The following is a 25,847-nucleotide window of genomic DNA, read 5'->3' on the forward strand; positions in this document are numbered from 1 at the left end:
GTGGGACGAGGCCGGATGACGCGGGGGCCGGGGTGCCGGCGTCCGGCGACGTCGCGCGGCGTCCGAAGGCTAGCGCGCCGTGGGTAGAATCGTCGCGGAATCCCGCCGTCGTGCTCCCGCTCGTCATGCGCGCCCCCTCGGGGCGCCGCGCGTGCCGGGATCCCGGAGCGGCGGCCGTCTGACTACCCGGTCACGATCCAAGGAGCACCCGTGGGACGCGTCGTCGTCGAGGTCATGCCGAAGCCCGAGATCCTGGACCCCCAGGGCAAGGCCGTCGTCGGGGCCCTGCCCCGCCTCGGCTTCACCCAGTTCAGCGGGGTGCGCCAGGGGAAGCGGTTCGAGCTCGAGGTGGACGGCGAGGTGACCCCCGAGGTGCTCGCCGCCGCCCAGCAGGCTGCGGAGACGCTGCTGTCGAACCCGGTCATCGAGGACGTCGTGCGGGTCGCGGACGCCGCGACCGACGCCGCCGGGACGATCACCTCCGAGGGCGTCGCCTGATGACCGCCGGCACCCTCGCGTCGGCGCGGATCGGCGTCATCACGTTCCCCGGCACGCTGGATGACCGCGACGCCGCCCGCGCGGTGCGCCTCGCAGGCGGCGAGCCCGTGTCGCTCTGGCACGCCGACGGCGACCTGCGCGGCGTGGACGCCGTCGTCCTGCCCGGCGGTTTCTCGTACGGCGACTACCTGCGCGCCGGCGCGATCTCGCGCTTCGCGCCCGCGATGGACTCCCTCGTGGACGCCGCGAAGGGCGGCATGCCGGTGCTCGGCATCTGCAACGGCTTCCAGGTGCTGACCGAGGCGCACCTGCTGCCCGGCTCCATGGTGAAGAACGACCACCTGCACTTCGTGTGCCGCGAGCAGGTGCTGTCGGTCGAGAGCACCGCCACGGCGTGGACCAACCGGTACGAGCCCGGCCAGCACATCACCATCCCGCTGAAGAACCAGGACGGGCAGTTCGTCGCCGACGACCGCACGCTCGACGAGCTCGAGGGGGAGGGTCGGGTCGTGTTCCGCTACCAGGGCTGGAACCCGAACGGCTCGCGTCGTGACATCGCGGGCATCTCCAACGCGCGCGGCAACGTGGTCGGCCTCATGCCGCACCCCGAGCACGCGGTCGAGGCCGGGTTCGGCCCCGACGGGCAGGCCGGCCCGCGCTCCGGCACCGACGGCCTCGGCTTCTTCACGTCGGTGCTGGCGTCGCTCGTCCGGGCATGACCGCCACCACCGCGGTCCGGGACGCCTCCGCCGGGCCCGAGGACCTGGTCGTCGACGCCGTCGAGTGGGACGACGCGGCGGCCGCCGCCCTGCGCGCGGCGCAGGAGGCCGAGATGGCGACGCGCTACGGCGACGACCCGGCGCCCGCGATCGACCCGCGCAGCATCGTCGTCACGCTCGTCGCCCGCCTCGGCGGGGAGCCGGTCGGCACCGCGGCCGTGCGCGACGTCTCCGGCACCGACGACCGACGGGACCGCGGCACCACGCACCCCGCGGCGACGGGCGAGGTCAAGCGCGTGTACGTGGACCCGGAGCACCGCGGGCAGGGCGTCGCCCGGCGGATCATGGCCGAGCTGGAGCGCGCCGCACGCCAGGTCGGCTTCCGCCGCTTCGTGCTCGAGACCGGCACGGCGCAGCCCGAGGCGATCGGCCTGTACGAGGCGATCGGCTACGAGCCGGTCGAGAAGTTCGGCGACCACGCGGAGTTCGAGGAGCAGCGCTGCTACGGCAAGCGGCTCTGACCTCCTGACGGTGGAGCCTGTCGAGACCGGGTCTCGACAGGCTCGACCAGCGAGCTCGACAGGCTCAACCAGCGGCGCCGGCGGACCACGCCGGCAGCTGCTGCAGCGTCCACGAGTTGCCGTCGGGGTCGGCGAACGTGACGAACCGTCCCCAGGCCTGCTCGTCCACGCCCTGCGCCTCGACGCCCACGCCGCGCAGCTGCGCCAGCGCCTCGTCGGCGTCCGGCACGACCACCTGGATCGTGTCCTGCTGCCCCGGCGCGAGCGTGCCGCCCAGGCCGGTGCCGAACGCGATGGAGCACGCGGAGCCGGGCGGCGTCATCTGCACGAACCGCAGCTCGTCGTTGACCTGCTGGTCGTGGTCGGCGTGGAAGCCGACCCGCTCGTAGAACTCCTTGGCCCGGTCCACGTCGCTCACGGGCACGTGGATCAGCTCGATCTTCCAGCTCATGCTCTGCTCCTCGATCTCTTCGACGGGTGGGACGGTGGGTGCGTCCGACGACGCAGGGTCACGCGTGGTCGAGCAGGGGCCGCACCTCGCGGCCGAGCAGCTCGACGAAGCCGGCCAGGTCGGGCTCGTCGGCCGTGGGCTGCACCGCGACCGAGCCGGCTCCCGCGGCCGCGAGCCGGAGTACGGCGTCGGCGATCGCTCGGGCGTCGCCGGCGGCGCCGATGCCGCGCCCCGGCTCCGCGCCCCACAGGGGCAGCTCGGCGTCGAGGCGCTCCTGGGCGCCCGGACCCGTCGCGGCGATGAGCGTGGCGTACACCTCGGGCACGGGCCACCCCGCGGAGCCGGCGGCGGCCGTGGCTGCCGCGGCGGCCGCGCGCACGTCGTCGGGTGTCAGCGCGTTGGCGAGGATCAGGCCGTCGCCGAGCTCGCCCGCGAGGGCGATCGAGCGGGGCCCCACGCCGCCGAGCACGAGCGGGACGTCGGGCGCGGGCCAGTCGAGCCGGATGCCGTCGAGCTGGACGTAGCGCCCGGAGGTCGTGACCTCCTTGCCCGCGAGCAGGCCGCGCAGCGCCTCGGTGTGCTCGCGCAGCAGGGTGAGCGGGGAATCCACCCGCACCCCGGACCGGCCCATCCACTCCTGGACGCCGTGCCCCACCGCGGGCACGAACCGGCCGGGGAACATCCGCGCGACGGTGGCGATCTCCATCGCCGTCACGGCGGTGCTGCGCAGCGGCGCCGGCATGAGGCCGATCCCCACGCGGATCCGCTCCGTCCAGGCGAGCGCCGCCGCCGCGGAGGCCACGCCGCTCTGCTTGAAGCAGTCCTCCCACACCCACAGGTCGTCCAGGCCGGCGGCCTCGACCGCCGTGGCGAGGGACCGCAGCGACTCCGGGGGCATCGTCGGCACGAAGGCGACGCCGAGGCGGACGGCGGGGCGGGCTTCCGGGGGCGGGGCAGGCGTGACCGTCATCACGCCATCGTGCCGCGGGACACCGACATCCGCTCAGCCGTCGTCCGGCCCGTCCTGCCCGTCGGGTCGGCCGTGGATGCCGTGGATGCCGTGGCCGGCGTGGCTCAGGCGGGCTCGTCGCGCAGGTAGGCGAGCTGGGCGACCACCGACTGCCGCGCGGCGCCCCGCACGGACGGGTCCACGTCCGCGTAGACGTGCGCGACGACGGCGTCGGCGTCCGCCGCCGGGCCGAGCGCGGCCAGCGCGTCACGCACCTGCGCCAGCCGCTCCAGCCGGTGGGCGCGGTAGGAGCGCACCGCGTCGCCCAGGTCGTCGAGGGCGGGGCCGTGCGCCGGCAGGCCGACCCGCCCGTCGCCCACCCGCTCCAGCGCGTCGAGGCTGGCGAGGTAGTCGCGCAACGACCCGTCGGGCTCCGCGATGACCGTGGTGCCGCGGCCGAGCACCGTGTCGCCCGTCAGGACCACGGCCTCGGCGTCCGGCTCCGTCACGACGAACGACACGGAGTCCGCGGTGTGTCCCGGCGTGGCGAGGACGTCGACCCGCAGGCCGGCCGCGTCGATCCGCTCGCCGTCGCGCAGCGGCGCGCCGCCGTGGCAGTGCGCCGGGTCGGCCGCGCGCACGGGTGCACCGGTGAGCTCGCGCAGCCGCGCGGACCCCGCCGTGTGGTCGGCGTGCCGGTGCGTGACCAGCACCAGCTCCACCGGCCCGGCCTCGGCGAGCGTGGCCAGGTGCTCCTCGTCGGCCGGGCCCGGGTCCACGACCACGCACGACGACGACCCGGGCGCGCGCAGCACGTACGAGCGCGTGCCGTCGAGCGTCATCGGGCCGGGGTTGTCGGCGCGGACGACGGTGACCTGGGGCATGGGTGGCTCGCTCTCGTGCGCGGGTCGATTCGGCAGGACGTCCTCGGATCGGCACTCATGATTGCCGAATCGGGGACGTCCTGCCGATCCGAGTGTTGCCGGCGTCAGGCTGCGAGCGCCTCGGCGAGCAGCTCGAGGGTCCGGACGCGGCCAGGCGTCGCGTCGAGCGGCTCGGCCTCGTAGGAGCCGGCGACGGGCACGACCATCACCTCGTCCACGCCGTGCCGCGTCGCGAGGTCGCGGAGCTGTGCGGCGGCCTGGTGCGGCTCGCCGACCACCCAGCGGGAGCGCATGTCCGCGACGATCTGCTCCGCCATCGGGTCCAGCGGCTCGGCGGCCGCCTGCTCGACCGTCTCGGCGCGGCCCATCGGCTTGCCCGTGCGGAGCCGCGCCATCGACCGCAGCTGGGGCAGCGCGCGCTCGTGCGCCTCGACGGCGGTGGGCGCGACGACGACGTTCGCGGTGAGGAACGTCTGCGGCTCGGGGTGGGCGGGGCTGGGGCGGTAGCCGTCGCGGTACAGGGCGAGCACCTGGTCGACGCCTGCTCCGGAGAAGTGGTTGGCGAACACGTACGGCAGGCCGAGCTCGGCCGCGAGACGGGCCGAGTAGTCGCTCGAGCCGAGCAGCCACACGGTCGGGGTGCCGTCGGCGGCGGGGGTGGCGTGCACGTCGTAGAGGTTGCCGTCGCCGAGGCGCAGCGAGGCGCCGTCCGGGCTCATGAGCGCCAGGATGTCGCGCACGTGCTGCGGGAACCGCTCGACGTCCGACGTCGGGCCGGACTGGCGCAGCAGCGCGGTGACCACCGGGTCGGACCCGGGCGCGCGGCCGAGGCCGAGGTCGACACGGCCGGGGGCGAGCGCCTCCAGCGCGGCGAACTGCTCCGCCACGACGAGCGGCGCGTGGTTCGGCAGCATCACGCCGCCCGAGCCCACCCGGATGCGATCCGTGGCGGCGGCCGCCGCCGCGATCATGACGGGCGGCGTCGACGCCGCCACGGCCGGCATGTTGTGGTGCTCGGCGAACCAGTAGCGCTCGAAGCCCAGCTCGTCCGCGCGGCGCACCAGCGCGAGCGACGCGGCCAGCGCCTGAGGGCTGGACTGACCGGTGCGGACCGGCACGAGGTCCAGCACGGACAGCCGGGGAGAGGTGGGCGCGGGGGTGGGGGCGTCGGAGTTCATCGACCAGAGCAACCTCCGCGGGCGGGGTGCCTATTCCGTGAGGTCCCTGACGTTGTGGGTACGAAGATGGCGAGAACTTGGACGGAGATTCTCGCCATCTCCGTACCCACAACGTGGCGCGGGTCAGGGGAGCGGTTCGCGGAGCCCGCTCGCGCGGCGGACGGGGTGCGCGACGGCGGCCCGCACGGCGTCGGCGGTGCCGACGACGCGCACGAACTCCTGCGCGCGGGTGACGGCCGTGTACAGCAGCTCGCGGGTGAGCAGGGGCGACGACGGCGGAGGCAGCACCAGGGAGACGCGGCGGAACTGGCTGCCCTGCGCGCGGTGCACGGTCATGGCGTGCACCGTCTCGACGGGCGGCAGCCGGTGGGTGCGCACGCGCAGCGGGGCGCGGGGGTCGCCGAACGCGGCCACCACCGCGCCGGTCGCCGGGTCCCCGTCGGCGACGAGCACGCCCGTGTCGCCGTTGTACAGACCGACGTCGGCGTCGTTGCTGGTGACCAGCAGCGGCCGGCCCACGACCCACGGCGACCCGGGGACGGTCGGTGGCACGGTGCCGTCGGCCGTCGCCTCCTCCACCCAGGCCTCGACCTGCGCCGCCCAGCGCGCCACGCCGACCGGGCCGCGCCGGTGGGCCACCATGACGCGGTGCGCGGACAGGGCCTCCAGCGCGCCCGCCGCGTCGCCCGTCCGCGCGGCGGCGACGAGCCGTCGGCCGGCGTCGACCGCGTCGTCGTGCAGGCCACGCACGGCCTGCTCGTCCAGGCGCTCGGTGTCGGCCTCGACGAGCTCGACGCCCCCCGAGCCCGCGCGGAGGACGTCGAGGACGGCGTCCGCGTCGCCCTCCCGGATGGCGGCGGCGAGCGGCAGGATCGCCGAGTCGGAGCCCTGACGGTGCACGGTCACCAGGCGCACGACGCCGTTGGCCAGGGCCGTGGTCTCGACAGGCTCGACCGACGGGGCCGTGGGCTCGGCCGACGGGGCCGTGGTGACGTGCTCGCCCAGGTGCTCGACGACCGGCGGGCGCGCGACGAGGTCGCCCAGGACGGCGCCGGCCTCGACCGAGGCGAGCTGGTCGGGGTCGCCCACGAGCACCAGCCGGGCGTCCGGCCGCAGCGCCTCGAGCAGCCGCGCCATCAGCGACAGGGGCACCATCGAGGTCTCGTCCACGACGACCACGTCGTGCGGCAGGTGGTGGCCCGCGTGGTGCCGGAACCGGGTGGCGCTGCGGTAGCCGAGCAGCCGGTGCACCGTCGTGGCCTCGGGCCGACCCGTGCGGGCCCGGTCCTCGGGCGGCAGCGCGCCGACGACGTCGCGCACCGCCTCCTGCAGCCGGGCCGCCGCCTTGCCGGTGGGCGCCGCGAGCGCGACCCGCAGGCCGGGTGCGTCGGTGCCCGCCCCGTCCCCCTGCCCCTCGACCTGCTCGTCGCCCGCCACGTCCTGCAGCACGGCGCGCAGCCGCGCGACGGTCGTGGTCTTGCCGGTGCCCGGGCCGCCGGTGAGCACCGTGAGGCGGCGCCCGGCGGCGTGCGCGGCGGCGAGCCGCTGGCGGACGTCGCCCGCGGCGGGGAACAGCCGGGCGAGGGCGGCGTCGAGACGGTCGACGCCCGGGGGCTCGACCGGGGGCGCCTGCAGGCGGGCGTCGACCAGGCGTCGGACGGTGAGCTCGTCGCGCCAGTAGCGGTCGAGGTAGAGGCGGCCGCCCACCCAGCGGGCGGGGCGGTCCACCGGCTCGCCCGCGCCGACGGTCACGAGCGGGCTCGCCTCGATCGCGCGCACCCAGGCCGCGTGCTCGGGCCACGGCGGGGGCGCGACCGCAGCGGCGCCGTCGGCCGGGGAGTCGCCGCGGTCCGCGTCCTCGGGGAGCGCGAGGGCGGCGAGCTCGTCGGGGTCGTCCAGGCGCACGCACACCGACCCGCCGCGCAGCGCGCGGACCGCGAGCGCGACGGCGAGCAGCACCGTCGCGTCCTCCTCGCCGGTGAGGCGGCCCAGCCGGGTCGCGACGTGCACGTCGGTCGCGGCGACCAGGCCGGCGGCGTTGAACTCCCGCAGCATGCCGGGCGCCGCGGCGGCGTGGCGCACGTCGCCCTCGGTGGTCGAGCCTGTCGAAACCCAGTTCTCGACGGGCTCGACCGGCGAGGGAGCGGTGTCGGTCATGCGTCGCCTCCGTCGAGCAGCGCGGACAGCGCGGGCACCAGCCCGCGCGGCGGCACCCACGACACGACGCCGTGCGGCGCCCCGTCGGGCCCGACGGGCGTGGCCGGGCCGCACATGCCGCGCACGAACAGGTACAGCCCGCCGCCGAGGTGCACGTCCGGGTCGTAGCCGGGCAGACGCCAGGTCAGGTACCGGTGCAGGGCCACGAGGTAGAGCACGAGCTGCAGCGGGTAGTGCGCGTGCAGCATCGCGTCCACCGTGGCCTCGGGCCGGTAGTCGTACGCGGTGAGCGGGGTGTCGAACGCGCCGAGTCGGTTCGTCTTGTAGTCGACGACGAGGAAGCGCGGCGCGCCGTCGTCGCCGGGGACGCGCAGCACCATGTCGATCGACCCGGTGAGGTAGCCGCGCAGCGGCCGCGCCGAGGGGTCGGCCTGCGCGAGCTCGGCCAGGGCCGCGGGGTAGGCGGCGAACGCGTCGTCGTCGCCGAGGAACCGGCCCAGGACCGCGGCGATCCCGGCCAGGGTCGCCCCCTCGGAGGTGGCGCCGGAGTCCCCGTCGCCCCCGGCGAGGGGCAGCTCGAACTCGAGCTCGGCGAGCCGGTCGCGGGGCGTGACGTCCGCGAGGGTGCGCCCCGCGGCGAGCGGCCCGAGGGGCGTGCGCGCGACGACGCCCAGCGCGGCGGCCAGCTCGCCCGGGTCGGTGCCGGGCACCCGGGTGGTCGCGGCGGCGGCGCAGCGGGCGAGCAGCTCGGCGTCGAGGTCGGGCGCCGCCGTGTCGGCGTACTCCAGCACCTCGTGCACGAGGGTGCCGAAGCCCGTGCCCGCGGGCAGCCCCGACATGGGGGACGGCAGGTCGGCGCCGGGTGCGTCGGCGGCGGCTCCGTCGCCGGGTTCGCCCGGCCGGACCGCGGTCGGCGCGGCCTCCGCCGGCTCGTCCTGGAGGCCGCCGCCCTCGGGCTCGGACTCGACCCCGCCGGCCCCGGCCCCGGGGGGCGTGGCCGTCGGCGCCCCGAGGCCGCCCGGCCGCCCGGTGTGCGCGGCGGCGGTGAGCGCGGAGTACGACGCGCGCCGCCACGACTGGTCCGGCAGCCGGTCCAGGTGCGCCACGTCGAGCGCCGGCTCCTCCTCGGCGGGCGGCCGCCAGCGCTCGGTGGACGGGGTGGCGGGCACCTCCTCGGCGGCGATCGTGCCGCCGGACCGGTCGGCGAGCGCGCCGAGCGCGCCCCGGACGGTGTCGTCGCGCATCGCCTGCTGGGAGGCGTGCGGCGCGGGCTCGCCGCCGAGCGTGCGCTCGCCCAGCACGACGCGCGTCAGGCCGCCCTTCGCGGAGTTCGCCTTGGACGGCGCCCAGTGCGCGACGACCTGGTGGCGGGCGCGGGTCAGCGCCACGTAGAGGAGGCGCAGGTCCTCGCCGCCGTCCTCCCGGCGGTGCCGCTCCAGGGCGGCGTCGTACCCGAACGAGCCGGGCCCGCCCACGTGCAGGATGCGCTGGCCGTCGCCGGCGTGGAAGCGCAGCACGTCCGGCTGCCGCGGCTCGTACCGGTCCCACGCGAACGGCACGTACACGACGCCGAACTCGAGACCCTTGCTGGCGTGCACCGTGACGACCTGCACCGCCGCCGCGTCCGTCTCGAGGCGCCGGCTGCGCTCCTCGTCGTAGTCCTGCGCGGCCTCGCGGATGCGGCGCCGCAGCCAGGCCGTGAGCGCGGAGGCGCCCAGGCCCTCCGTCACGGCCGCGACGTGCAGCACCTCGCCCACGTGCCGCAGGTCGGTGAGGCGCCGCTCGCCGGTGCTGGTGGTCAGCAGCCGCTCGGCCAGCCCCTCGCGCGTCACGGCCTCCTGCAGTGCCGCGACCCCGCGCGACCACAGCAGCCGCGACCACCGCCGCACCGTGTCGGCGAGGGCGTCGTGCGCGGCGTCGTCCGCCGTCGCGAGCCGCCCGGCGTCCCAGCCGACGAACGGCGTGAGCGCCAGCGCCGCCGCCCGCCCGTGCGCCCCCGGCTGCTCCAGCGCGGCGAGCAGCGTGAGCCAGTCGCGGGCCGACGGCGTGGCGAACACGCTCGACAACCCGGAGACGACGGCGGGCACGCCGCGCGCGACGAGCGCCGAGCGGACGGCCTCGGCCTGCGCGTTCGTGCGGGTCAGGACCGCGACGTCGCGCGGCTCGAGGGGCCGCCGGCCGCCGCTCGTCGGGGTCTCGACGGGCTCGACCAGCGAGGCGTCCAGCAGCCGGTCGCGGCCGAGGCGCGCGGCGATGTCCGCCGCGACGTCCGCGGCGACGAGCTGGCGCGGGGGGCCCACCGGCGGCGTCTCGCCGGGGGACAGGCCGAGCGCCGCGCGCGTCACCTGCCGCAGCCGCAGCGGCGCGCCGCCGTCGAACCGGGACCCGCGGTGCGCCGCGTCCACCGGCCGTACGACGATCCGCTCGTCGCCGAGGGCCGCCCCGCCCAGCACGGTGTCCAGGGCGCGCAGCAGCGGCTCGTCGCTGCGCCAGCTGGTGCCGAGCGTCGCGACGGCGGTCGCGTCCTGCTGCGCGTCGAGGTACGCGACCACGTCGGCGCCGCGGAAGGCGTAGATCGCCTGCTTGGGGTCGCCGATGAGCACCAGCGTGCGGTGGCCGTGGAACGCCGTGCGCAGGATCTCCCACTGCACAGGGTCGGTGTCCTGGAACTCGTCGACCATGACCACCCGGAACCGGGACCGCACCCGCTGGGCCGCCGTCGGGCCGTGCACCGGGTCGGCGAGCGCGTCGCGCAGCATGACCAGCAGGTCGTCGTAGTCCATGAGGTGCTGCGCGCGCTTGCGGCGCAGCGTCTCGGTGCGGGTCTCGAGCGCGACCGCCTGGCGCAGCGCGCCCGGCGTGGACGGCCCGCCGCCGCCCGACTCGGCGGGCTCGACGACGGCCTGGTGGTCGCTCACCGCCGCGCGGCCGAGGTCGGCCGCCATGGGCGGGGTGAGGGCGGGGTGCGCCTCGCCGGCGAAGCGGCGCACGTACAGGTCGTCGGACACCTCGCGGACCAGGTCGGCGACGTCGGCGACGAACGTGGCGGCGGGGTCGACGTCGGCCGCGATGCCCAGCGACGTCAGCATCTGCTGGCAGAACCCGTGCGTGGTGGTGATCGTCGCGGCGTCCAGCTGCGACAGCGCCGCCGTGAGCCGGGCGCGGCGGCGGTCCAGCTCCGCAGGGTCGACGTCGGCGAGCAGCGCCACCACCGGGTCCGGGTGGGACGCCGGGTCCGGGCCGCGCAGGGCACGCTCGGCGCTCACGAGGCGCTCGCGCACGCGGTCGCGCAGCTCGGACGTGGCGGCCCGGCCGAACGTGACGAGCATCAGCTCCCGGAGCTCGGCGCGGCCCTCGGCGACGAACCGGGTGGCGAGCGCCGCGATGGTGAACGTCTTGCCGGTGCCGGCGCTCGCCTCCAGCACCGTGGTGCCCTCCGGCAGCGGCCCGCAGACGTCGAAGACCGGCCGGTCCGGTGCGCCGGCGAGGCCGCCCGTCGCGTCGGTGCCGAGGCCCGCCGTGCTTCCCGCCGTCATGACGTGCCCTTCTGCTCGTGCGCCAGCAACGGGTCCCACACGCGCCGGGCGAGCGCGCCCAGCCGCGAGGGCTCGTCGGGGAACCGGCGCCGGTCGTCGTCGTCGGGGACGCCGGCGATCGCGTCGAACGACGCCCCGTCGCCCCACACCAGCAGGTGGTACGGGTCGGCCTTCTCGAAGCCGCCGGTCCAGGTGAACCGTGCCTCGCTCGTCGCCTGCCCCGGGTCGCCCGCGCCGCCCGCGCGCGAGACGGCGTACGCGTGCGACGCGTCGGGCGGCAGGGGCAGCGGCGCGCGGGTGGCCGCGGCGCGCAGCGCCACGAGGTCGTCGAGCAGCCGGGCGGCGTCCGCCGCGTCGGGGGACTGCAGCAGGCTCCAGGCCGCCCGGGCGCCGCGACCCGGCGCCCGGCCCACCGTGCCCGCGTGCCACCGTTCGCCCTCGGGCAGGCCGGCGTCGCCGCCGGACGCCGCGAGCGCGAGCGTCTGCACCCAGGCGCGCAGCCGGTGCTTCGGCCCCAGCTTCGAGTACTCCGCGCGCACCACCCGGCCGCCGTGCACGCCGGGCACGGTCCCGGTGACGAGCACGCCGGACGGCAGGACGGCGGCCACGTCGACGGCCCGCGCGTCGTGGTCGGCGCGCACCTGGCGCGCCAGCACCTCGACGGGCTGCACGCGCTCGACGACGTCGCGCAGCGCGGTGCGGCCGAGCTCGCGCGGCGGCGCCTGGCCGCGGCGCCACTCCGCCTGGAAGGCGCGGCCCGGCTCGGTGCCGCCGAGCACGGCGGTGAGGATGCGGTCGCCGGCGCCCCAGGCGGCCAGCGGCGGCATCGTCAGCGGGAGGCGGTCGTCCACCTCGTCCTCGTCCTGCGCGATGCGCACGTCGAGCGTGGTCCGCAGGAACCAGCGCACCGGGTGCTCGAGCATCGCGACGAGGTCGTCGAGGTCGACCTCCGGGGGCGCCGGGGCGTCGAGGGCGAGCGGCTCCGGGACGAGGAGCCCCGGCTCGACGCGCTCCGAGCGGCCCACGAGGGCGCCCTGGAAGGCGCTGGTGTCGAAGCTGAACGGGCCGGGGGCACCCAGCGCGCCGGCCTCGAAGTTGCGCTCGCCCACCACCTGCAGCGGGTGCCGCACGACGACCTGCCGCCGCGCGGGCCCGCCGTCGGCGGTGGTGCCGAGCCGGTCGAGCGCGTCCAGCAGCTCCGCGACGGGCACCGCGGGCGGCCGGTCGGCGCCGGTGCGCTCGTCGGCGCCGGAGTGCAGGACCACGAGGTGCTCGCGCGCCGCGGTGAGCGCGTCGAGGAAGATCTGCCGGTCCTCGCTGCGCCGGTCCCGCTCGCCCAGGCAGGCGCCACGGGCCAGGAGGTCGTCGCCGTCGGGCGTGGCGGAGCGGGGGAACGCGCCGTCCTCCATGCCGAGCAGGCAGACCACCCGGTGCGGGACGGCGCGCATCGGCTCCAGCGAGCACACGGTGAGCGCGCCGGTGCGGAAGCCCGCCCGCGTGGGGCGGCCGGCCAGCCGGTCGGCGAGCAGGGCGCGCACGTCCTCCAGGCGCAGCCCGCCTCCCGCGGTCGCGGCCGGGCGCCCCGCGCCCGCCGCCCGGACGTCGCCCAGCACCCGGCGGGCCTGCACGGACTGCCAGGCGTCGTCCGGTGCCGGGTCGGTGAGCAGCGTGACGGCGCGGTCGAGGGCGTCGAGCCAGTGCTCCAGCGGGTGCGTGCCGTCCAGGTCGGCGAGCAGGCCCGTCAGCCGCGACACGAGCTCCGCGAACCGGCCGGCCACGTCCACGTCGGTGGACCCGACGTCGTCCAGGGGCAGCGCGGGACCCACGAACCGGGAGTCCTCCTCGGCCATCGCGACGCCGAGCAGCACCCGGTCCAGGGCCGCGTCCCAGGTGCCCTGCCGCACGCGCGGGTCGATGCCGAAGCGGGCGCGCCGCGACCCGTCCTCGCCCCAGCGCACGCCCACCTCGACGGCCCAGTCGCGCCACCGGTCGAGGTCGTCGTCGGACAGGCGGAAGCGGCGGCGCACGGGCTCGGTCGTGGCGAGGTCGAGCACCTCCGACGCCGTGACGCGGCCGTCGGCCAGCCGCAGCAGGGTCGCCAGCACGCCGAGCACGGGGTTGATCACGCCGGGCCCTCGGTCGGCCAGGCTGACCCGCAGCCGCTGGCCGGGGTGCACCTGCGTGACGCCGTCGGGCGCCGCGCCGAAGGTCGCCGTCACCAGCGGCGCGAACGACTCGACGTCGGGGCACAGCACGATGACGTCGCGCGGCTCCAGCGTGGGGTCGGCGGCGAACATCCCGGTGAGCACCTCGCGCAGCACCTCGACCTGGCGGGCGCGGCCGTGGCACGCGTGCACCTGCACGCTCCGGTCGGCCGGGTCCAGCGTGCGTGCGGGGGCGTCCGGATCGTCGGCGCGCAGCGCGCCCTGCAGGGCGCCGAGCAGCGTGGCCGGCGGGGCCGGCGCGGTGTGGCGGGTCACGGCGACCTCCGGCACCTCGGCGTCCGAGGCGTCGAGCGCGCCCGACAGCCGCAGCTGGAGCTCCACCGAGTCGCGCGCGGTGGACGCGAGCAGCGCGTGCCGGGCGGCCGGGGGCAGGTCGTCCCGGCGCGGACCGACGACGCCGGTCCCCCCTGAGCCGGTCGAAGGGTCGGCCACGAGCGCGGCGACCGAGTCCCACAGCGCGGGGGAGGGGTGCGGCAGCCAGAGGTGGACGTCGCGGTGCAGCGCGAGCGCGCCCAGCACCTGCCGCTGGTCCTCGGGCAGGCGGGTGGGGCCGAAGACGGACAGGCGCGCGGGCAGGTCGACGGCGCCCGGGTCGGCGCGCAGCGCGGCGACCGCCTCCGCCAGCACCTCGGCCGGGCCGGGCGCGTCCACGAGCTCGCGGACCCGCCGCCACAGGCGCGGCTGCCACGCCAGGTCGTCGGGGACGGGCGCGCCCGCGCCGTCCTCGTCCGCGCCGTCCAGCCAGCGGGCGAGCAGGCCCGGCCGCTGCTGCGCGTACGCCGCGAACAGCTCGGCCACGCGCTGCGCGAGGGAGAGCCGGCGCGAGCGCCGCACCTCGTCCCCGGCCTCGCCGACGTAGCGCGCGAGCGGTGCCGCCCACGCCTCGTCGAGGGACGCGTCGACCGTCTCCAGCACGGGCCACACGAGCCGGGCGCGGCGCCACGGGTCGTCGTCCGGCTCGACGCCGGTCACCGCCGTCAGCGCGGACGCGACCAGCCGCGACGGCGACGAGAAGTCCACGTTGGCGCAGACGCCGGCGCCGGACGAGCCGCCGGCGCCGGTCCCGACCCCCAGCCGGTGCGACAGCCGCTGCGCCAGCCAGCGTTCGATGCCGCGCGTGGGCACGGCGACGACGTCGGGGGTGAACGGGTCGTCCGGCGGCTCGGCGAGCACGTCGGCGAGGGGCGCGACGAGCGCGTCGGAGCGCTCGGACCGGTGGACGTGCAGCACGTCGGCCAGGTTACGGGCCCGCGCCGACACGGACACGCGCACGTCCACAGGTGCATGGCGCGGGCGAAGGACGGGGCTGCCGCTCCATGAGGATCGCGCAGGTGTTGACCGATGACTTCGCTATGGCGAAACTGTCTGTCATGTCTTTGGTTGCGGTCCGCGAGGCGGCCGAGCGGCTGGGGGTCTCGGCCCGCCAGGTGCAGAACCTGGTCGCCCAGGGTGAGCTCACGGCGCCGGCACGGGGAGTGATCGAGTCCGAGTCCATCGATCGCTTCCTCGCCGTCCGTGGGTCGACCCGCACCCGTCCGTGGTCGCAGCCGACCGCGTGGGGCGCGGTCGCGATTCTCGCCGGCGTCGATGCCACCTGGTTGGGTGCGACGCAACGCTCGAGGCTCAGATCGGCGTTGCGGTCCGTGACGGCCGCCGAGCTCATCGCCCGCGCCCGGGAGCGCGCCCGGGTGAAGCAGTTCGCGGGGCACTCCTCGGTGACCGAGCGTGTACGAGACGCGCTGGTCGATACCGCCGCTGTCGGCCCCGGCCTCGGGCTCGCCGGGTCCACGCGGGTCGACGGCTATGCCGACGCCGACGGACTTGCGATGCTCGTCCGTCGTTACGGGCTGGTCCCGGACGACGCCGGCCAGCTCACGGTACGGGTCACCACCTTCCCGATGGATACCGTTCGCGAGCTGGCGGCGTCCGGTGTCGTGCTCGCAGGGCTCGACCTGGCCGAATCGCTGGACACACGCGAGCGGCGGGCCGGCCTCGACGCCATCGGCGCCGCGTTGGGGCGCCTCCATGGCTGACCGTGCCACCATCGCCGTCCGCAGCCCGCCCGGTGGCTGGGGCACGCCGTGGCCGAACGTGGCCGAGATCGAGGCGGTGCTCCCTCATACGTCCTGGACGCTCGTCGGCGGACTGATGGCCCAGCTGCACACGGTCCACCGGGGGTTGGACGTCGTGCGTCCGACCAACGACGTGGACGTCGTGCTCCACGTCGAGACCACGCGCGGACTGCCCTCGGACGCTGCTCGAGCCCTCGAGTCCGTGGGCTACGAGATGCTGGCGTCGGTCGACCCGCGCGAACGTACTGCCCACCGTTTCGTCCGCGGTGCAGCCACGGTCGACCTGATCACCAGCAGCCCCGACGTCGTCGATGTGCTGGTCGCCGACCATGCGGCGCCTCGGGTCGTGGAGAAGCTGCGTGGCCGAGACATGGTCGCCATCGAGGGCGGGACCCAAGCGCTGCGCCGGACCGTGAACGCCGGCCTGTCGATCGTCGAAGGGCGCGCGACGACCGTCAGCGTGCCGAACGTCTTCGGCGCGCTCGTGCTCAAGGCCGCCGCGTTCCGCACGGACTCCCGCGACCCTGAACGTCACCTCCAGGACGCCGCTGCCCTGCTGTGCTGCCTGACCGATCCGTTCGACGCGCGGGAGCAGTTCACCGGGTCGGACCGTCGGCGCGTCGAGACCTTGGTGCGTAATCTCCCCGACGGCTCGAGATGCTGGAACGCGATCCCCGCGGGAGCTCGCAGAGACGGCCAAGCAGCGCTCCGCATCCTTGCGGCGTGACGCCGCGACGGTCCCGACGGTTGCGGGACAACGTTCGTTCGCACGCCTGATTCGTCCGCCGGAAGGCGCAACGCAGGTTCCGACCTCCGCCTCAAGACCCGGCCGCCCCGTCCCCGGGAGGCTCGGACCACCGGCGCACGACCGCCGGCAGGACGAGGGAGGGGACGGATGACGACCATCCGGATCGAAGGGCTGCACAAGTCCTACCGCGGCTTCGAGGCCGTGCACGATGTGAGCTTCACGGCGGCGCCGGGCCGCGTCGTGGGGCTGCTGGGCCCCAACGGCGCGGGCAAGAGCACGACGCTGCACGTGCTGCTCGGGCTGGCCCGCGCGGACGCGGGCACCGCGACGTTCGACGACCGCCGCTACGCGGACCTGCCGCGCCCGGCGCAGGTCGTCGGGGCGCTGCTGGACGCGGGCGGCCTGCACCCGGGGCGCACGGGACGCGACCACCTGCGGGTGCTCGCCGCGGCGTCCCGCCTGTCCGCCCGACGGGTGGACGAGGCGCTCGCCGCCGTCGGCATGGTCCCCGCCGCGGACCGCCGCGTGCGCACCTACTCGCTCGGCATGCGGCAGCGCCTCGGCATCGCCGCCGCGCTGCTGGGCCGTCCGGAGGTGCTCGTGCTCGACGAGCCCGCCAACGGCCTCGACCCCGCCGGGATGCGCTGGCTGCGGGAGCTGCTGCGCGCGTTCGCCGACGACGGCGGCACGGTGCTGCTGGCCAGCCACGTGCTCGCCGAGGTGGCGCAGGTCGCCGACGACCTCGTCGTCGTCGGCCAGGGGCGCGTCGTGGCCGCCGGGCCGCTGGACGAGCTCGTCACCGACCGGAGCCTCGAGGACGTGTACCTCGACCTCACCGCCGCCACCGAAGGAGTGCGCTGATGTTCCGCGCCGAGCTGCTCAAGCTGCGCACCACCCGGACGCCGTGGGTCGTCGCGGCCGTCGCCGTCGCCGGCATGGTGCTCACGCAGGTCCTCACCCTCGTGCTGCCGCGCACGCTGCGCACCCTGGAGGCGCTGGGCGCCGGGTCGGGGTCCGACGCCGGGTTCCACGTCGGGGTGCAGATGTCCCCGGGCGACGCCACGGAGCTCCTGTCCGGCCTCGCCGCGGCCACGGACCTCGGCACCGCCGGGGCCCAGCGCGCGCTGCTCGACCTCCTGGGCAACGGTCCGGCCGGGTCCGGCTCGAGCGGCACCACCGCGCTGTGCATGTTGCTGCTCGGGGCGCTCGCGGCCACCACCGACTTCCGCACGGGCGGCATCGTGCCCACCGCGCTCGCGGTCCCGGACAGGCTGCGGATCCTGGCGGGCAAGGCGGGCGCGACGGCGACGGCGGCGCTCGTCACGGGTGCGGCCCTGGCCGTGGTGACGGCGGTCGGCCTGGTCCTCGCCGTCGCGACGACGTCGGGCGCGGGCCTGGCCCTCGGCCCGGGCGAGGCGCTGGGGGTCTGGGCCCGCGGGCTCGCGGTCATGGTCCTGCTCTCGTGGCTGGGCCTCGCCGTCGGTACCCTCGTGCGGGGGCAGGTCGCGGCCGTCGTCGTGGTCGTGGCGCTGGCCCTCGTGGAACCGATGGTGCAGGCCGCCGCGCTCGTCCTCACCGGGGGCGCGACGACGGCGACGTCGTGGTTGCCGATCACCCTCGGCTCCCTCGCGTCGGCGGGGCACGGCGCGGCCCAGCTGTTCGGCGCGACGTCGGACGCCGGGGCGGGCGTCGGCGCCGCGGCGGCGCTGGCCGGACTGCTCGCCTGGGCCGCCGTCCTGCTCGTCGCCGCGGGCGCGACGTTCCGGCGCCGCGACCTCGCCTGACCTGCCCGGACACGCGACCGGCCCGGCGCACGGACGACGTACCGTGTGCCGGGCGGTCACCGCCCCGGAACGCTGCACCCCACATCACGCACGACATCGACGGAGGACCTGTGCTCGACGCGCTGCGACGGCGGCTCGACGCCCTGGGCGTCCGGACGGCCACGGGCCGGGACGCGCTGCTCGGCGCCGTGGTCGCCGCGCTGTCGGTGACGCTGTTCCTCGTGCTGCTGCGGCTGGTGCCGTCGGGCCTCGGCGAGGCGTTCGGCGCGGGCCCGTCGCTCGGCGTGATGAGCACCGGCGCGACGGTCGCGGCGTGCGTGGTGCTCGCCGGGCAGGCGATGGCCCTGACGCTGCGCCGCCGCTGGCCGGTCCTGTGCCTGGCGCTGACGCTGCTGGGCCAGCTCGCGCTCGCCCCGCTCCTGCCGGCGTACGTGAGCTTCCAGGCGCCGGCGGGGCTGATCGCCGCCTACTCCCTCGGGGTCTACGCCCCGCGCCGCCCGGCCGTCGGGGCCGCGACCGCGACCGCCGTCGTGCAGGTGCTGCTCGGGTACGTCCTCGGCGGGCCGGCGTCGGCGGCCGAGCTCGGCGTGTCGGTCGGCACGCAGCTCTGGGGCGGCCTGGTGTCCGCGCTGATCACCTACCTCGGCGCGGTCCTCGTCGGCGCGTACGTCGGCACCCGCCGCGAGCTCCTGGCGCAGCTGCGGGCCCGCGTGGCGCAGGCGGAGCGTGAGCGCGAGGCGCTCGCGGCGCAGGCCGTCCTCGCCGAGCGGGGCCGCATGGCCCGCGAGCTGCACGACGTCGCGGCGCACCACCTGTCGGGGATCGTCGTGCAGGCGGCCGCCGCGGAGCGGCTCGTGGACGGCGACCCGGAGCGCGCGCGGGAGTCGCTGCGGTGGATCCGCGCGCAGGGGCGCGAGACCCTCGAGAACCTGCGCCTCGTGGTCGGCATCCTGCGCGACTCCGCGGAGCGCGAGGAGGACGCGCCGTCGGCCCCGCAGCCCACCCTCGCGGACGTCCCGGCGCTGCTCGACGACGCCCGCAGCGCCGGCACCCGGGTGCAGGAGACGCGCCGCGGCGAGCCGTTCGAGCTGCCGCCCACGGTGCAGCTCACGGTGTACCGGGTGCTGCAGGAGTCGCTCGCCAACGCGCGGCGGCACGCCCCCGGCAGCCAGGTCGACGTCGAGACGGCGTACGACGAGGACACGCTGGAGGTCGTCGTGCGCAACGGCCGCGGCGACCCGACGACGCCGGACGCCGGCGGCCCGTCAGGCGCGGGCCACGGCGTCATCGGCATGACGGAGCGGGCGGAGCTCGTGGGCGGCCGGCTTGCCGCGCGGCGCACGTCGGCGGGCGGCTGGCTGGTGCGGCTCACGGTGCCCCGGCCGGAGGCCGCGGTGGCCGTCGGCGAACCCGAGGGGCGGCGGGTCCGATGACGCGCGTCGTCCTGGTGGACGACCAGGCGGTGGTGCGCGCCGGGTTCACCGTGATCCTCGAGAGCGAGGGTCTCGAGGTCGTGGGGGAGGCGTCGAACGGGGCGGACGCCGTGCGGGTGGCGCGGCGCGAGCGGCCCGACGTCGTGTGCATGGACGTGCGCATGCCCGGCGGCGACGGCATCACCGCGACCCGCGAGCTGGCCGGGCCGGACGCCGCCGACCCGGTCCCCGTGCTCGTGGTGAGCACGTTCGACCTCGACGACTACGTGTTCGGCGCCCTCGAGGCGGGCGCGTCCGGCTTCCTGCTCAAGGACGCCGAGCCCGACGTGCTGGTCGACGCCGTCCGCCGCGTCGCGGCCGGCGACGGCCTCGTGGACCAGACGCTCACGCGGCGCGTCATCGACGAGTTCGCGCGCCGCCGCGGCCCGGTGGCGCCGGACGAGGCCGCCGCGGGCCTGCTCACCGCGCGCGAGCGGGAGATCGTCGCCCTGCTGTGCCGCGGGTCGTCCAACGCGGAGATCGCCGCGGCCCTGTTCCTCGAGCCCAGCACCGTGAAGTCGCACCTGAGCCGCATCATGACCAAGACCGGCGCGCGCGACCGTGTGCAGCTCGTGGTGTGGGCGTACGACTCCGGGCTGGCCGTCCCGGGCGCTTGACGGCGCGTCCAGGTCAGCCGTTGCCGGCGTCCTCGATGCGCCACCCGTCCGAGTCACGGGTGAGGTAGTACGTCCACCCGAACCCGCCCTCGGGGATGGAGCCGTCGTCGGCGAAGAATCGCCAGTCGACGTCGAACCCGGCGTGCACGGCTCCGGTCCCGACCGTCTCGAGGTCGGTGACCTCCAGGCTCGCGGCGTCGTGGCACATGCTCTCGGTGGTCGGGGCGAACGAGGGCGTGGTCAGCTCCTGCGCGGTATTGCAGTCGTGGGCGTCGACGGCGGTCAGGTACGCGCGCACGACCTCCTCGGCCGTGGCGTCCGCGGGCGGGGCAGCCACGTCTGCGGTCCGGGGCAGCGGGAAGATCTGCACCACCCCGGTCACGGCGACCACGGCGACGACGGCGACGGTCACCCACCACCCGACGCGTCGCCGTCGTCGAGGGGGCGCGGGGACTGCCTGGGCCGACATGGTAGGACGCTATCGCGCGTCGTCCAGCAGCGCGACGGCGGTGTCCAGGCAGTGCAGGGCGCTGGGCGGGTCCACCCGTACGAGGGTGAACGCGCTGATCACGAGGGCCGTGCAGACGTCGGCCAGCCGGTCGCCCTCCGCGGCGCCGGCGCCCGGGAGCATGGCGGCGATCCCGCGCGCGAGGGCGTCGTGCAGCTCGGCGCGGTAGTCGGCCACGGTCTGCCGGACGGCGTCGTCGCGGGCGATGGGCGAGCTCGACGTGTTGACGAGCAGGCAGCCGGAGGTGCCCTGGATCTCGTCGGTGCGGGCGAGCGCGGCGCGCAGCCCGGAGAGGTAGGCGACGAGCGCGTCGGGGGCCACGTCGTCGGCGACGAGAGGGCGCAGACGGGGCCGGACGACCTCGTCGAGGTAGCTCTGCACGGCGGCGTCGAAGAGGCCGCGCTTGGAGCCGAAGGCGTGGTAGATGCTCGACCGGTTCAGCCCGGTGGCCCGCTCGAGCGCGGGGACGGACGCCTCCGCGTAGCCGTCGCGCCAGAACACCTCGCGGGCGGCGCGGACCGCGTGCCCGGTCTCGAACCCCTGCGCCCTGCCCATCGTGCCTCCAAGTTGTGTAACGGTCGTTGCAGTATATACAGTGGACCGACCGTTACAGAATCGACCCGGCGACGGCCGGGCAGGCAGCAGGGGGCATCGATGGTCGCCACGGGACTGGTCCTGGCCGGGGTCGCCGCGGCGCTCCACGTGTACATCTTCTGGCTCGAGTCGCTCGCATGGACCACGCCCCGGGCGCGGGCCACGTTCGGCACCACCGAGCAGGAGGCCGCTGCGACGCGCGAGCTGGCCTTCAACCAGGGCTTCTACAACCTGTTCCTCGCCGTCGTGACCGCGGTCGGCATCGTGCTCGTCGTCGCGGGAAGCACCGGGGCCGGCGCGGCCCTCGTCCTCGCCGGCACGGGCAGCATGCTCGCCGCGGCGCTCGTCCTGTTCCTGTCCTCGCACGACAAGCGCGCCGCCGCCCTCACGCAGGGAGCCGTGCCGCTGCTCGCCGTCGTCGCGCTCGTCGTGGGCCTCGCGCTCTGACCGGAGCGCCGCCCGTCACCACCCACCGGAAGAAGGCACCACCCGCATGTCCTCGATCGTCTCCACCCAGATCCAGCTCGCCGCCCGCCCCACCGGCTGGCCCGCCCCCGAGGACTTCCGCACCGTCGAGGTCACCTACGGCGACCTGGAGCCCGGGCAGGTCCGCGTGGCCAACGAGTTCGTCTCCGTCGACCCGTACATGCGGGGCCGGATGAACGACGTCAAGAGCTACGTGCCGCCCTTCGCGCTCGGCGAGACCATGACCGGCGGCGCGGTCGGCCGCGTGCTCGAGTCCGCGTCCGACGACGTGCCCGTGGGCGCCGTCGTGTCGCACCAGTACGGCTGGCGTGACGTCGTGCAGGAGGATGCGCGCGGCTTCCAGGTGCTGCCGGAGATCCCCGGGGTCCCGCTGTCGCTGCACCTGGGCATGCTCGGCATGACCGGCCTCACCGCCTACGTCGGGCTCACCGCGATCGCCGGCATCAAGGAGGGCGACACCGTCTTCGTCTCCGGCGCCGCGGGCGCCGTCGGCACCGCGGTCGGCCAGATCGCGCGGCTGCTCGGCGCCTCGCGCGTCGTCGGCTCCGCCGGGTCGGCCGAGAAGGTCGAGCTGCTCACCTCGAAGTACGGCTACGACGCCGCGCTCAACTACAAGGACGCACCCGTCCGCGAGCAGCTCCCGGCCCTGGTGCCGGGCGGCGTCGACGTCTTCTTCGACAACGTCGGCGGCGACCACCTCACCGCGGCGCTCGACGTGATGAACGACGGCGGCCGGGTCGCGCTCTGCGGCGCGATCGCCGCGTACAACACCACCGACCGGGTGTCCGGCCCCGACAACATGGCGAACCTCATCACGCGCGGTCTCAAGCTCCAGGGCTTCACGCTCGGCGGCTACCTCCACCACGGCGCGGAGTTCCGCGAGCTCATGACCGGCTGGTTCGCCGACGGGAAGATCGCCTACGACGAGACCGTCGTCGACGGCATCGAGAACGCCCCGCAGGCGTTCGTCGACATGATGCGCGGCGCCAACACCGGGAAGATGGTCGTCCGCACGGCCGTCTGAGCGGCGGTCACGCCCGCCCGGCGCGGGCGACGAAGACCCACTCCAGCCCGGGGCGGTCCGGGGCGTCGCGCACCTGTTCGACGACGTACCCGGCCGCCTCGAGCGACGCCTCGACCTCGTCGTGCTCGCGGAACCGCAGCGTGGAGTCGGAGTGCAGCACGCGGCCGTCCGGCAGGACGATCGTGCCGTGGAAGGTCACGAACGGCCCGGACACGTCCGTGACGTCGGTCCAGGTCTCGACGGCGCCGAACCCGGGCACGTCGGTCCGCGCGTACGTCCGCTCGCGCGTCCAGCCCTCCCATGCCCGGCGCGCCGGGTCGCGGGTCTCGAAGGCCAGGTGCCCGCCCGGCGCCAGTGCCGCGCGGACGCCCCCGAGCGTCGCCGCCCAGTCGTCGTCGGCGAGGAAGACCTGCGCCACGTTGCCCGTCATCGTGGCGAGGTCCACCTGCAGCGGCGGGAGCGTGGTCGCGTCGCCGTGCAGCCAGCGCACCGTCCCGGCGCCCGGCTTGCCGCGCGCGACGTCGAGCGAGGCGGCCGCCGGGTCCACGCCGACGACGTCGAGGCCCTCGCCTGCCAGCAGCACCCCGAAGGAGCCGGTGCCGCAGCCGACGTCGAGCACGCTGCGGGCACCGAGCTCGCGGGCGAGCGCGAGGTAGGCGTCGAGGTCGCTGCGGTCCGGGTCGAGCGGGTCGTACAGCCGGGCGAGCGTGGGGTCGGCGAAGATCGCGTCGGGCATGTCGCGACCGTAGGCGCCGCCCGGCTCGGGGACCCAACGAAAATACCGGCTGCCTGACGCGCAGGCTCGCATGCCGGGCGCGGTCAGGTGGTGCGCGGAGCCGGGGGGAGCACCTGGACGAGGTGGTCGAACGGACGGAAGTCGTTCAGGTTCGCGGTCATGACGGCCGCGCCGTGCCGATGTGCCTGCGCGACGATCAGCGCGTCCTTGCTGCGCGCCCGGGCGCCGGTCGCACGTGCCCCTGCGGCGACGATGCCGTACGAGCGGGTGCACGCGACATCGAACTCGATCCAGCGAAAACGGTCGTCGAGCTCGGTGAGCCGGCGGGCGCGGACCGCCATGGACTCGGCCGAGGGCGCGACCTGTACGCCGAACTCGAGCTCTGCACGGGAGAGGATGCTCGCCCCGTAGGCCTCGCCGGTGTCGAAGCGGTATCGGTCCAGATCGATGAGGACGTTTGTGTCGAGGAGGATCATGCACGACCGCCCCAGGGATCGCGGATATCGTCGGTGGGCTCCGGCTCGGAGTCGGCGTGCCATCGTTCGGCCTCGGCCGGGTCGAGCGGGGTCAGGTCGGCGAGGGCCGCCCCGGGCACCCAGCGGGCGGGAACCGTGCCCTCCGGGGCGAGGACGACCCCGGTCGGGTGTCCGTAGGCGGTGATCTCCACGCTCTCCCCGGACTCCAGGACGCGCTGGATCGCCGCAGCAGGGTTCTGCTTGAGCTCGCGGGTGCCGACGGTCTGCATGCCGTCATGCTAGGCCGGGTGTAGACGTGCGTCTACACCCGGCTCGGTCGCAGTCAGGCGCGCAGGGCCTGCTCGACGTCCTCGATGATGTCCCGCGGGTCCTCGAGCCCGACCGACAGGCGCACCGTCGTCTCCGCGATGCCCACCTTGGCGCGGCCCTCGGGGCCGAGCTTGCGGTGCGTCGTGGTGGCGGGGTGCGTGATGATCGACTTCGCGTCGCCGAGGTTGTTGGAGATGTCGACGATCTGCAGGGCGTCGAGGAACGCGAACGTCCGCTTCTTCGCCTCCTCCGGCTCCGTGCCCTCGGGCACGGCGAGGTCGAACGTCACGACCGTGCCGCCCCCGGACTGCTGGGAACGCGCCAGCTCGTGCTGCGGGTGCGACGTCAGGAACGGGTAGCGCACGGCGGCGATCTCCGCGAAGCCCTCGAGAGCCTCGGCCACCTGCAGCGCCGCGGCGTTCTGCGCGCGGACGCGGACGTCGAGCGTCTCCAGGCCCTTGAGCAGCACCCAGGCGTTGAACGCCGAGAGCGACGGGCCCGTGTTGCGGATGAACGTCTGCACGGGCCCCTCGAGGAACTCGCGGGTGCCGAGGATCGCCCCGCCGAGCACCCGCCCCTGGCCGTCGATGTGCTTGGTGGCCGAGTACACGACGACGTCGGCGCCGAGCTCGAGGGGCTTCTGGAGGATCGGCGTCGCGAAGACGTTGTCGACGACGACCACGGCCCCGGCCGCGTGGCCGAGCTCCGCGACGCGCCGCACGTCGACGAGGTCCTGCATGGGGTTCGACGGCGACTCGAAGAAGACGACGTCGGCCGGGGTGGCCAGGGCGTCCTCCCACTGGGAGGTGACGTGGCCGTCCACGTAGTCGACCTGCACGCCCCACTTGGCGAGGATCTCCTCGTAGATGACGTTCGTGGAGCCGAACAGGGCGCGCGCGCTGACGATGCGCGAGCCGCTGGACACCAGGGCCGCGAGCGTCGTGAAGACGGCCGACATGCCGGACGCCGTCGCGTAGCAGGCCTCGGCGCCCTCGAGCAGGCGCAGGCGCTCCTCGAACGTGTGCACCGTCGGGTTGCCGTACCGCGAGTACACGAAGCGCGACAGGTCGCCGGAGAACGAGGCCTCGGCGTCGGCGGCGGTGTCGTAGACGTAGCCCTGTGTGAGGAACAGCGCCTCCGAGGTCTCCTGGAAGTCCGTGCGCCGGTGGCCGCCGCGCACGGCGAGCGTCGCGGGGCGCGCGGTCGCGGGCAGCGGGCCCCGGCCCGACCCGCCGTGCACGACGTCGTCGGCGGCCGGCCCGGTGGGGATGTCCTGGTTCGGGTGCGCGCCGCTCACGCGCGGGACTCCGTGGTCACGCCCTCGGCGGAGTACTCGCCCCAGGGGAGCCCGCGGACCTTCCAGCCCTCGCGGTCGCGGGCGCCGTCGAAGCCGGGGCCACCCTCGAAGCCTTCGAGCACGTTGTACGCCGGGCCGAGGCCGGACGACGTGGCGAGGCGGGCCGCGCCGATCGACCGCTGGCCGGAGCGGCACAGGAAGACGATCGGACGCTCGGCGGTCACGCCCGCGGCGGCGAGCTCGGCGAGGAAGCCGGCGTTCGGGCGCCCGCCCGCCTTGACCCACTCGACGAAGACGGGGCGCTTGCCTGCCTGCGCGGTGTCGGGCACGCCGACGGCACGCCACTCGCCCTCGGTGCGCACGTCCACGAGGACGGACTCGGGGTCGCCAGCCAGCAGGTCCCAGGCCTGCTGCGGCGTGAGGTCCCCGGCGTAGCCCTCGGCGGGGCGGGGTTCGATCTGGGTGCTCATCGCAGTCCTCCCATCGGTCGTGGCGGTAGCACCCTCGTCCGTGCCGCGCCGCCGCCACGAGGGCGGCGACCGGCCCGCGGGTTGCTGCGGCGTCGACGTGCCACGTCACTCGGCCGCTCGGGATGGTCGTGGCGAT

The 25,847-nt window shown here is 76.0% G+C and carries 25 protein-coding genes; 11 read left to right on the top strand and 14 right to left on the bottom strand.

Annotated elements, in window-relative coordinates; translation table 11 throughout:
* Window positions 1-210 precede the first annotated feature (210 nt).
* Genes purS through ACQFYA_RS03165 form a run of 3 tightly spaced genes read left to right on the top strand, consistent with a single transcriptional unit; the run spans window position 211 to window position 1,738 of the window.
* On the top strand, window positions 211-498 hold the full coding sequence (gene purS, locus ACQFYA_RS03155; RefSeq protein WP_380325477.1) for a phosphoribosylformylglycinamidine synthase subunit PurS: 288 nt from the start codon (window positions 211-213) through the stop codon (window positions 496-498).
* On the top strand, window positions 498-1,217 hold the full coding sequence (purQ, locus tag ACQFYA_RS03160; RefSeq protein WP_499121520.1) for a phosphoribosylformylglycinamidine synthase subunit PurQ: 720 nt from the start codon (window positions 498-500) through the stop codon (window positions 1,215-1,217). The genes purS and purQ overlap by 1 nt, the downstream gene beginning before the upstream one ends.
* Window positions 1,214-1,738: a GNAT family N-acetyltransferase gene (locus ACQFYA_RS03165; protein ID WP_499121522.1), complete on the top strand. Its 525-nt coding sequence runs from the start codon at window positions 1,214-1,216 to the stop codon at window positions 1,736-1,738. Before purQ ends, ACQFYA_RS03165 begins: the two co-directional genes overlap by 4 nt.
* Before the next feature lie 64 nt (window positions 1,739-1,802).
* On the opposite strand, the gene ACQFYA_RS03170 is transcribed toward ACQFYA_RS03165, so the two are convergent.
* From ACQFYA_RS03170 to recC, 7 genes are all read right to left on the bottom strand, one after another.
* Window positions 1,803-2,189: a GNAT family N-acetyltransferase gene (locus ACQFYA_RS03170; protein ID WP_499121523.1), complete on the bottom strand. Its 387-nt coding sequence runs from the start codon at window positions 2,187-2,189 to the stop codon at window positions 1,803-1,805.
* 58 nt (window positions 2,190-2,247) lie between these two features.
* Window positions 2,248-3,159 (bottom strand): LLM class flavin-dependent oxidoreductase, encoded by a 912-nt coding sequence (locus tag ACQFYA_RS03175; RefSeq protein ID WP_499121524.1) that lies wholly within the window; start codon window positions 3,157-3,159, stop codon window positions 2,248-2,250.
* Between the two features lie 104 nt (window positions 3,160-3,263).
* Entirely contained in the window at window positions 3,264-4,022 is a 759-nt protein-coding gene (locus ACQFYA_RS03180; protein WP_499121526.1) for an MBL fold metallo-hydrolase, read from the bottom strand.
* A gap of 104 nt (window positions 4,023-4,126) precedes the next feature.
* Complete coding sequence (locus ACQFYA_RS03185) at window positions 4,127-5,200, bottom strand: LLM class flavin-dependent oxidoreductase (protein WP_499121527.1); 1,074 nt, start codon at window positions 5,198-5,200, stop codon at window positions 4,127-4,129.
* A gap of 123 nt (window positions 5,201-5,323) precedes the next feature.
* A complete protein-coding gene (recD, locus tag ACQFYA_RS03190; RefSeq protein ID WP_499121529.1) occupies window positions 5,324-7,357 on the bottom strand; it encodes an exodeoxyribonuclease V subunit alpha in 2,034 nt (677 codons plus the stop codon).
* Entirely contained in the window at window positions 7,354-10,893 is a 3,540-nt protein-coding gene (locus ACQFYA_RS03195; RefSeq protein ID WP_499121530.1) for a UvrD-helicase domain-containing protein, read from the bottom strand. Before ACQFYA_RS03195 ends, recD begins: the two co-directional genes overlap by 4 nt.
* On the bottom strand, window positions 10,890-14,348 hold the full coding sequence (gene recC, locus ACQFYA_RS03200; RefSeq protein ID WP_499121531.1) for an exodeoxyribonuclease V subunit gamma: 3,459 nt from the start codon (window positions 14,346-14,348) through the stop codon (window positions 10,890-10,892). The genes ACQFYA_RS03195 and recC overlap by 4 nt, the downstream gene beginning before the upstream one ends.
* 86 nt (window positions 14,349-14,434) lie before the next feature.
* Here recC and ACQFYA_RS03205 point away from each other — a divergent pair, with 86 nt between their 5' ends.
* The 6 genes from ACQFYA_RS03205 (at window position 14,435) to ACQFYA_RS03230 (ending at window position 19,811) form a co-directional block, all read left to right on the top strand.
* Window positions 14,435-15,151 (top strand): helix-turn-helix domain-containing protein, encoded by a 717-nt coding sequence (locus tag ACQFYA_RS03205; RefSeq protein ID WP_499121533.1) that lies wholly within the window; start codon window positions 14,435-14,437, stop codon window positions 15,149-15,151.
* 58 nt (window positions 15,152-15,209) lie between these two features.
* Window positions 15,210-15,917 (top strand): hypothetical protein, encoded by a 708-nt coding sequence (locus ACQFYA_RS03210; protein WP_499121534.1) that lies wholly within the window; start codon window positions 15,210-15,212, stop codon window positions 15,915-15,917.
* 168 nt (window positions 15,918-16,085) lie between these two features.
* Window positions 16,086-16,799 (top strand): ABC transporter ATP-binding protein, encoded by a 714-nt coding sequence (locus tag ACQFYA_RS03215; protein ID WP_499121535.1) that lies wholly within the window; start codon window positions 16,086-16,088, stop codon window positions 16,797-16,799.
* Window positions 16,799-17,722: a hypothetical protein gene (locus ACQFYA_RS03220; protein ID WP_499121537.1), complete on the top strand. Its 924-nt coding sequence runs from the start codon at window positions 16,799-16,801 to the stop codon at window positions 17,720-17,722. The genes ACQFYA_RS03215 and ACQFYA_RS03220 overlap by 1 nt, the downstream gene beginning before the upstream one ends.
* A gap of 110 nt (window positions 17,723-17,832) precedes the next feature.
* The gene (locus tag ACQFYA_RS03225) at window positions 17,833-19,155 is read left to right on the top strand and encodes a sensor histidine kinase (RefSeq protein WP_499121538.1); all 1,323 of its coding nucleotides are present in this window, start codon (window positions 17,833-17,835) and stop codon (window positions 19,153-19,155) included.
* Window positions 19,152-19,811 (top strand): response regulator transcription factor, encoded by a 660-nt coding sequence (locus ACQFYA_RS03230; protein WP_499121540.1) that lies wholly within the window; start codon window positions 19,152-19,154, stop codon window positions 19,809-19,811. Before ACQFYA_RS03225 ends, ACQFYA_RS03230 begins: the two co-directional genes overlap by 4 nt.
* A 13-nt stretch (window positions 19,812-19,824) precedes the next feature.
* Here the strand turns inward: ACQFYA_RS03230 and ACQFYA_RS03235 are convergent, their stop codons facing one another.
* Together ACQFYA_RS03235 and ACQFYA_RS03240 are read right to left on the bottom strand one after the other, a co-directional pair.
* The gene (locus tag ACQFYA_RS03235; RefSeq protein ID WP_499121541.1) at window positions 19,825-20,280 is read right to left on the bottom strand and encodes a hypothetical protein; all 456 of its coding nucleotides are present in this window, start codon (window positions 20,278-20,280) and stop codon (window positions 19,825-19,827) included.
* A gap of 9 nt (window positions 20,281-20,289) precedes the next feature.
* A complete protein-coding gene (locus tag ACQFYA_RS03240; protein WP_499121542.1) occupies window positions 20,290-20,874 on the bottom strand; it encodes a TetR/AcrR family transcriptional regulator in 585 nt (194 codons plus the stop codon).
* 99 nt (window positions 20,875-20,973) lie between these two features.
* Here ACQFYA_RS03240 and ACQFYA_RS03245 point away from each other — a divergent pair, with 99 nt between their 5' ends.
* Window positions 20,974-21,360 carry a DUF1304 domain-containing protein gene (locus ACQFYA_RS03245; protein WP_499121543.1) on the top strand — a complete coding sequence of 129 codons (387 nt, stop codon included), beginning with the start codon at window positions 20,974-20,976 and terminating at the stop codon, window positions 21,358-21,360.
* 46 nt (window positions 21,361-21,406) lie between these two features.
* Window positions 21,407-22,423, top strand: a complete 1,017-nt coding sequence (locus tag ACQFYA_RS03250) for an NADP-dependent oxidoreductase (protein ID WP_499121544.1) — start codon at window positions 21,407-21,409, stop codon at window positions 22,421-22,423.
* 7 nt (window positions 22,424-22,430) lie between these two features.
* Here the strand turns inward: ACQFYA_RS03250 and ACQFYA_RS03255 are convergent, their stop codons facing one another.
* From ACQFYA_RS03255 to ACQFYA_RS03275, 5 genes are all read right to left on the bottom strand, one after another.
* Entirely contained in the window at window positions 22,431-23,159 is a 729-nt protein-coding gene (locus ACQFYA_RS03255; RefSeq protein WP_499121545.1) for a class I SAM-dependent methyltransferase, read from the bottom strand.
* A gap of 83 nt (window positions 23,160-23,242) precedes the next feature.
* A complete protein-coding gene (locus tag ACQFYA_RS03260; protein ID WP_499121546.1) occupies window positions 23,243-23,635 on the bottom strand; it encodes a PIN domain-containing protein in 393 nt (130 codons plus the stop codon).
* Window positions 23,632-23,904, bottom strand: coding sequence for a type II toxin-antitoxin system Phd/YefM family antitoxin (locus ACQFYA_RS03265; protein ID WP_499121548.1), 273 nt, complete (start codon window positions 23,902-23,904; stop codon window positions 23,632-23,634). The genes ACQFYA_RS03260 and ACQFYA_RS03265 overlap by 4 nt, the downstream gene beginning before the upstream one ends.
* Before the next feature lie 53 nt (window positions 23,905-23,957).
* Window positions 23,958-25,184 (bottom strand): O-succinylhomoserine sulfhydrylase, encoded by a 1,227-nt coding sequence (locus tag ACQFYA_RS03270; protein WP_499127411.1) that lies wholly within the window; start codon window positions 25,182-25,184, stop codon window positions 23,958-23,960.
* 53 nt (window positions 25,185-25,237) lie between these two features.
* Window positions 25,238-25,711: a rhodanese-like domain-containing protein gene (locus tag ACQFYA_RS03275; RefSeq protein WP_499121549.1), complete on the bottom strand. Its 474-nt coding sequence runs from the start codon at window positions 25,709-25,711 to the stop codon at window positions 25,238-25,240.
* Window positions 25,712-25,847 lie beyond the last annotated feature (136 nt).

The organism is Promicromonospora sp. Marseille-Q5078 (assembly GCF_050315395.1).
Lineage (GTDB): Bacteria > Actinomycetota > Actinomycetes > Actinomycetales > Cellulomonadaceae > Isoptericola.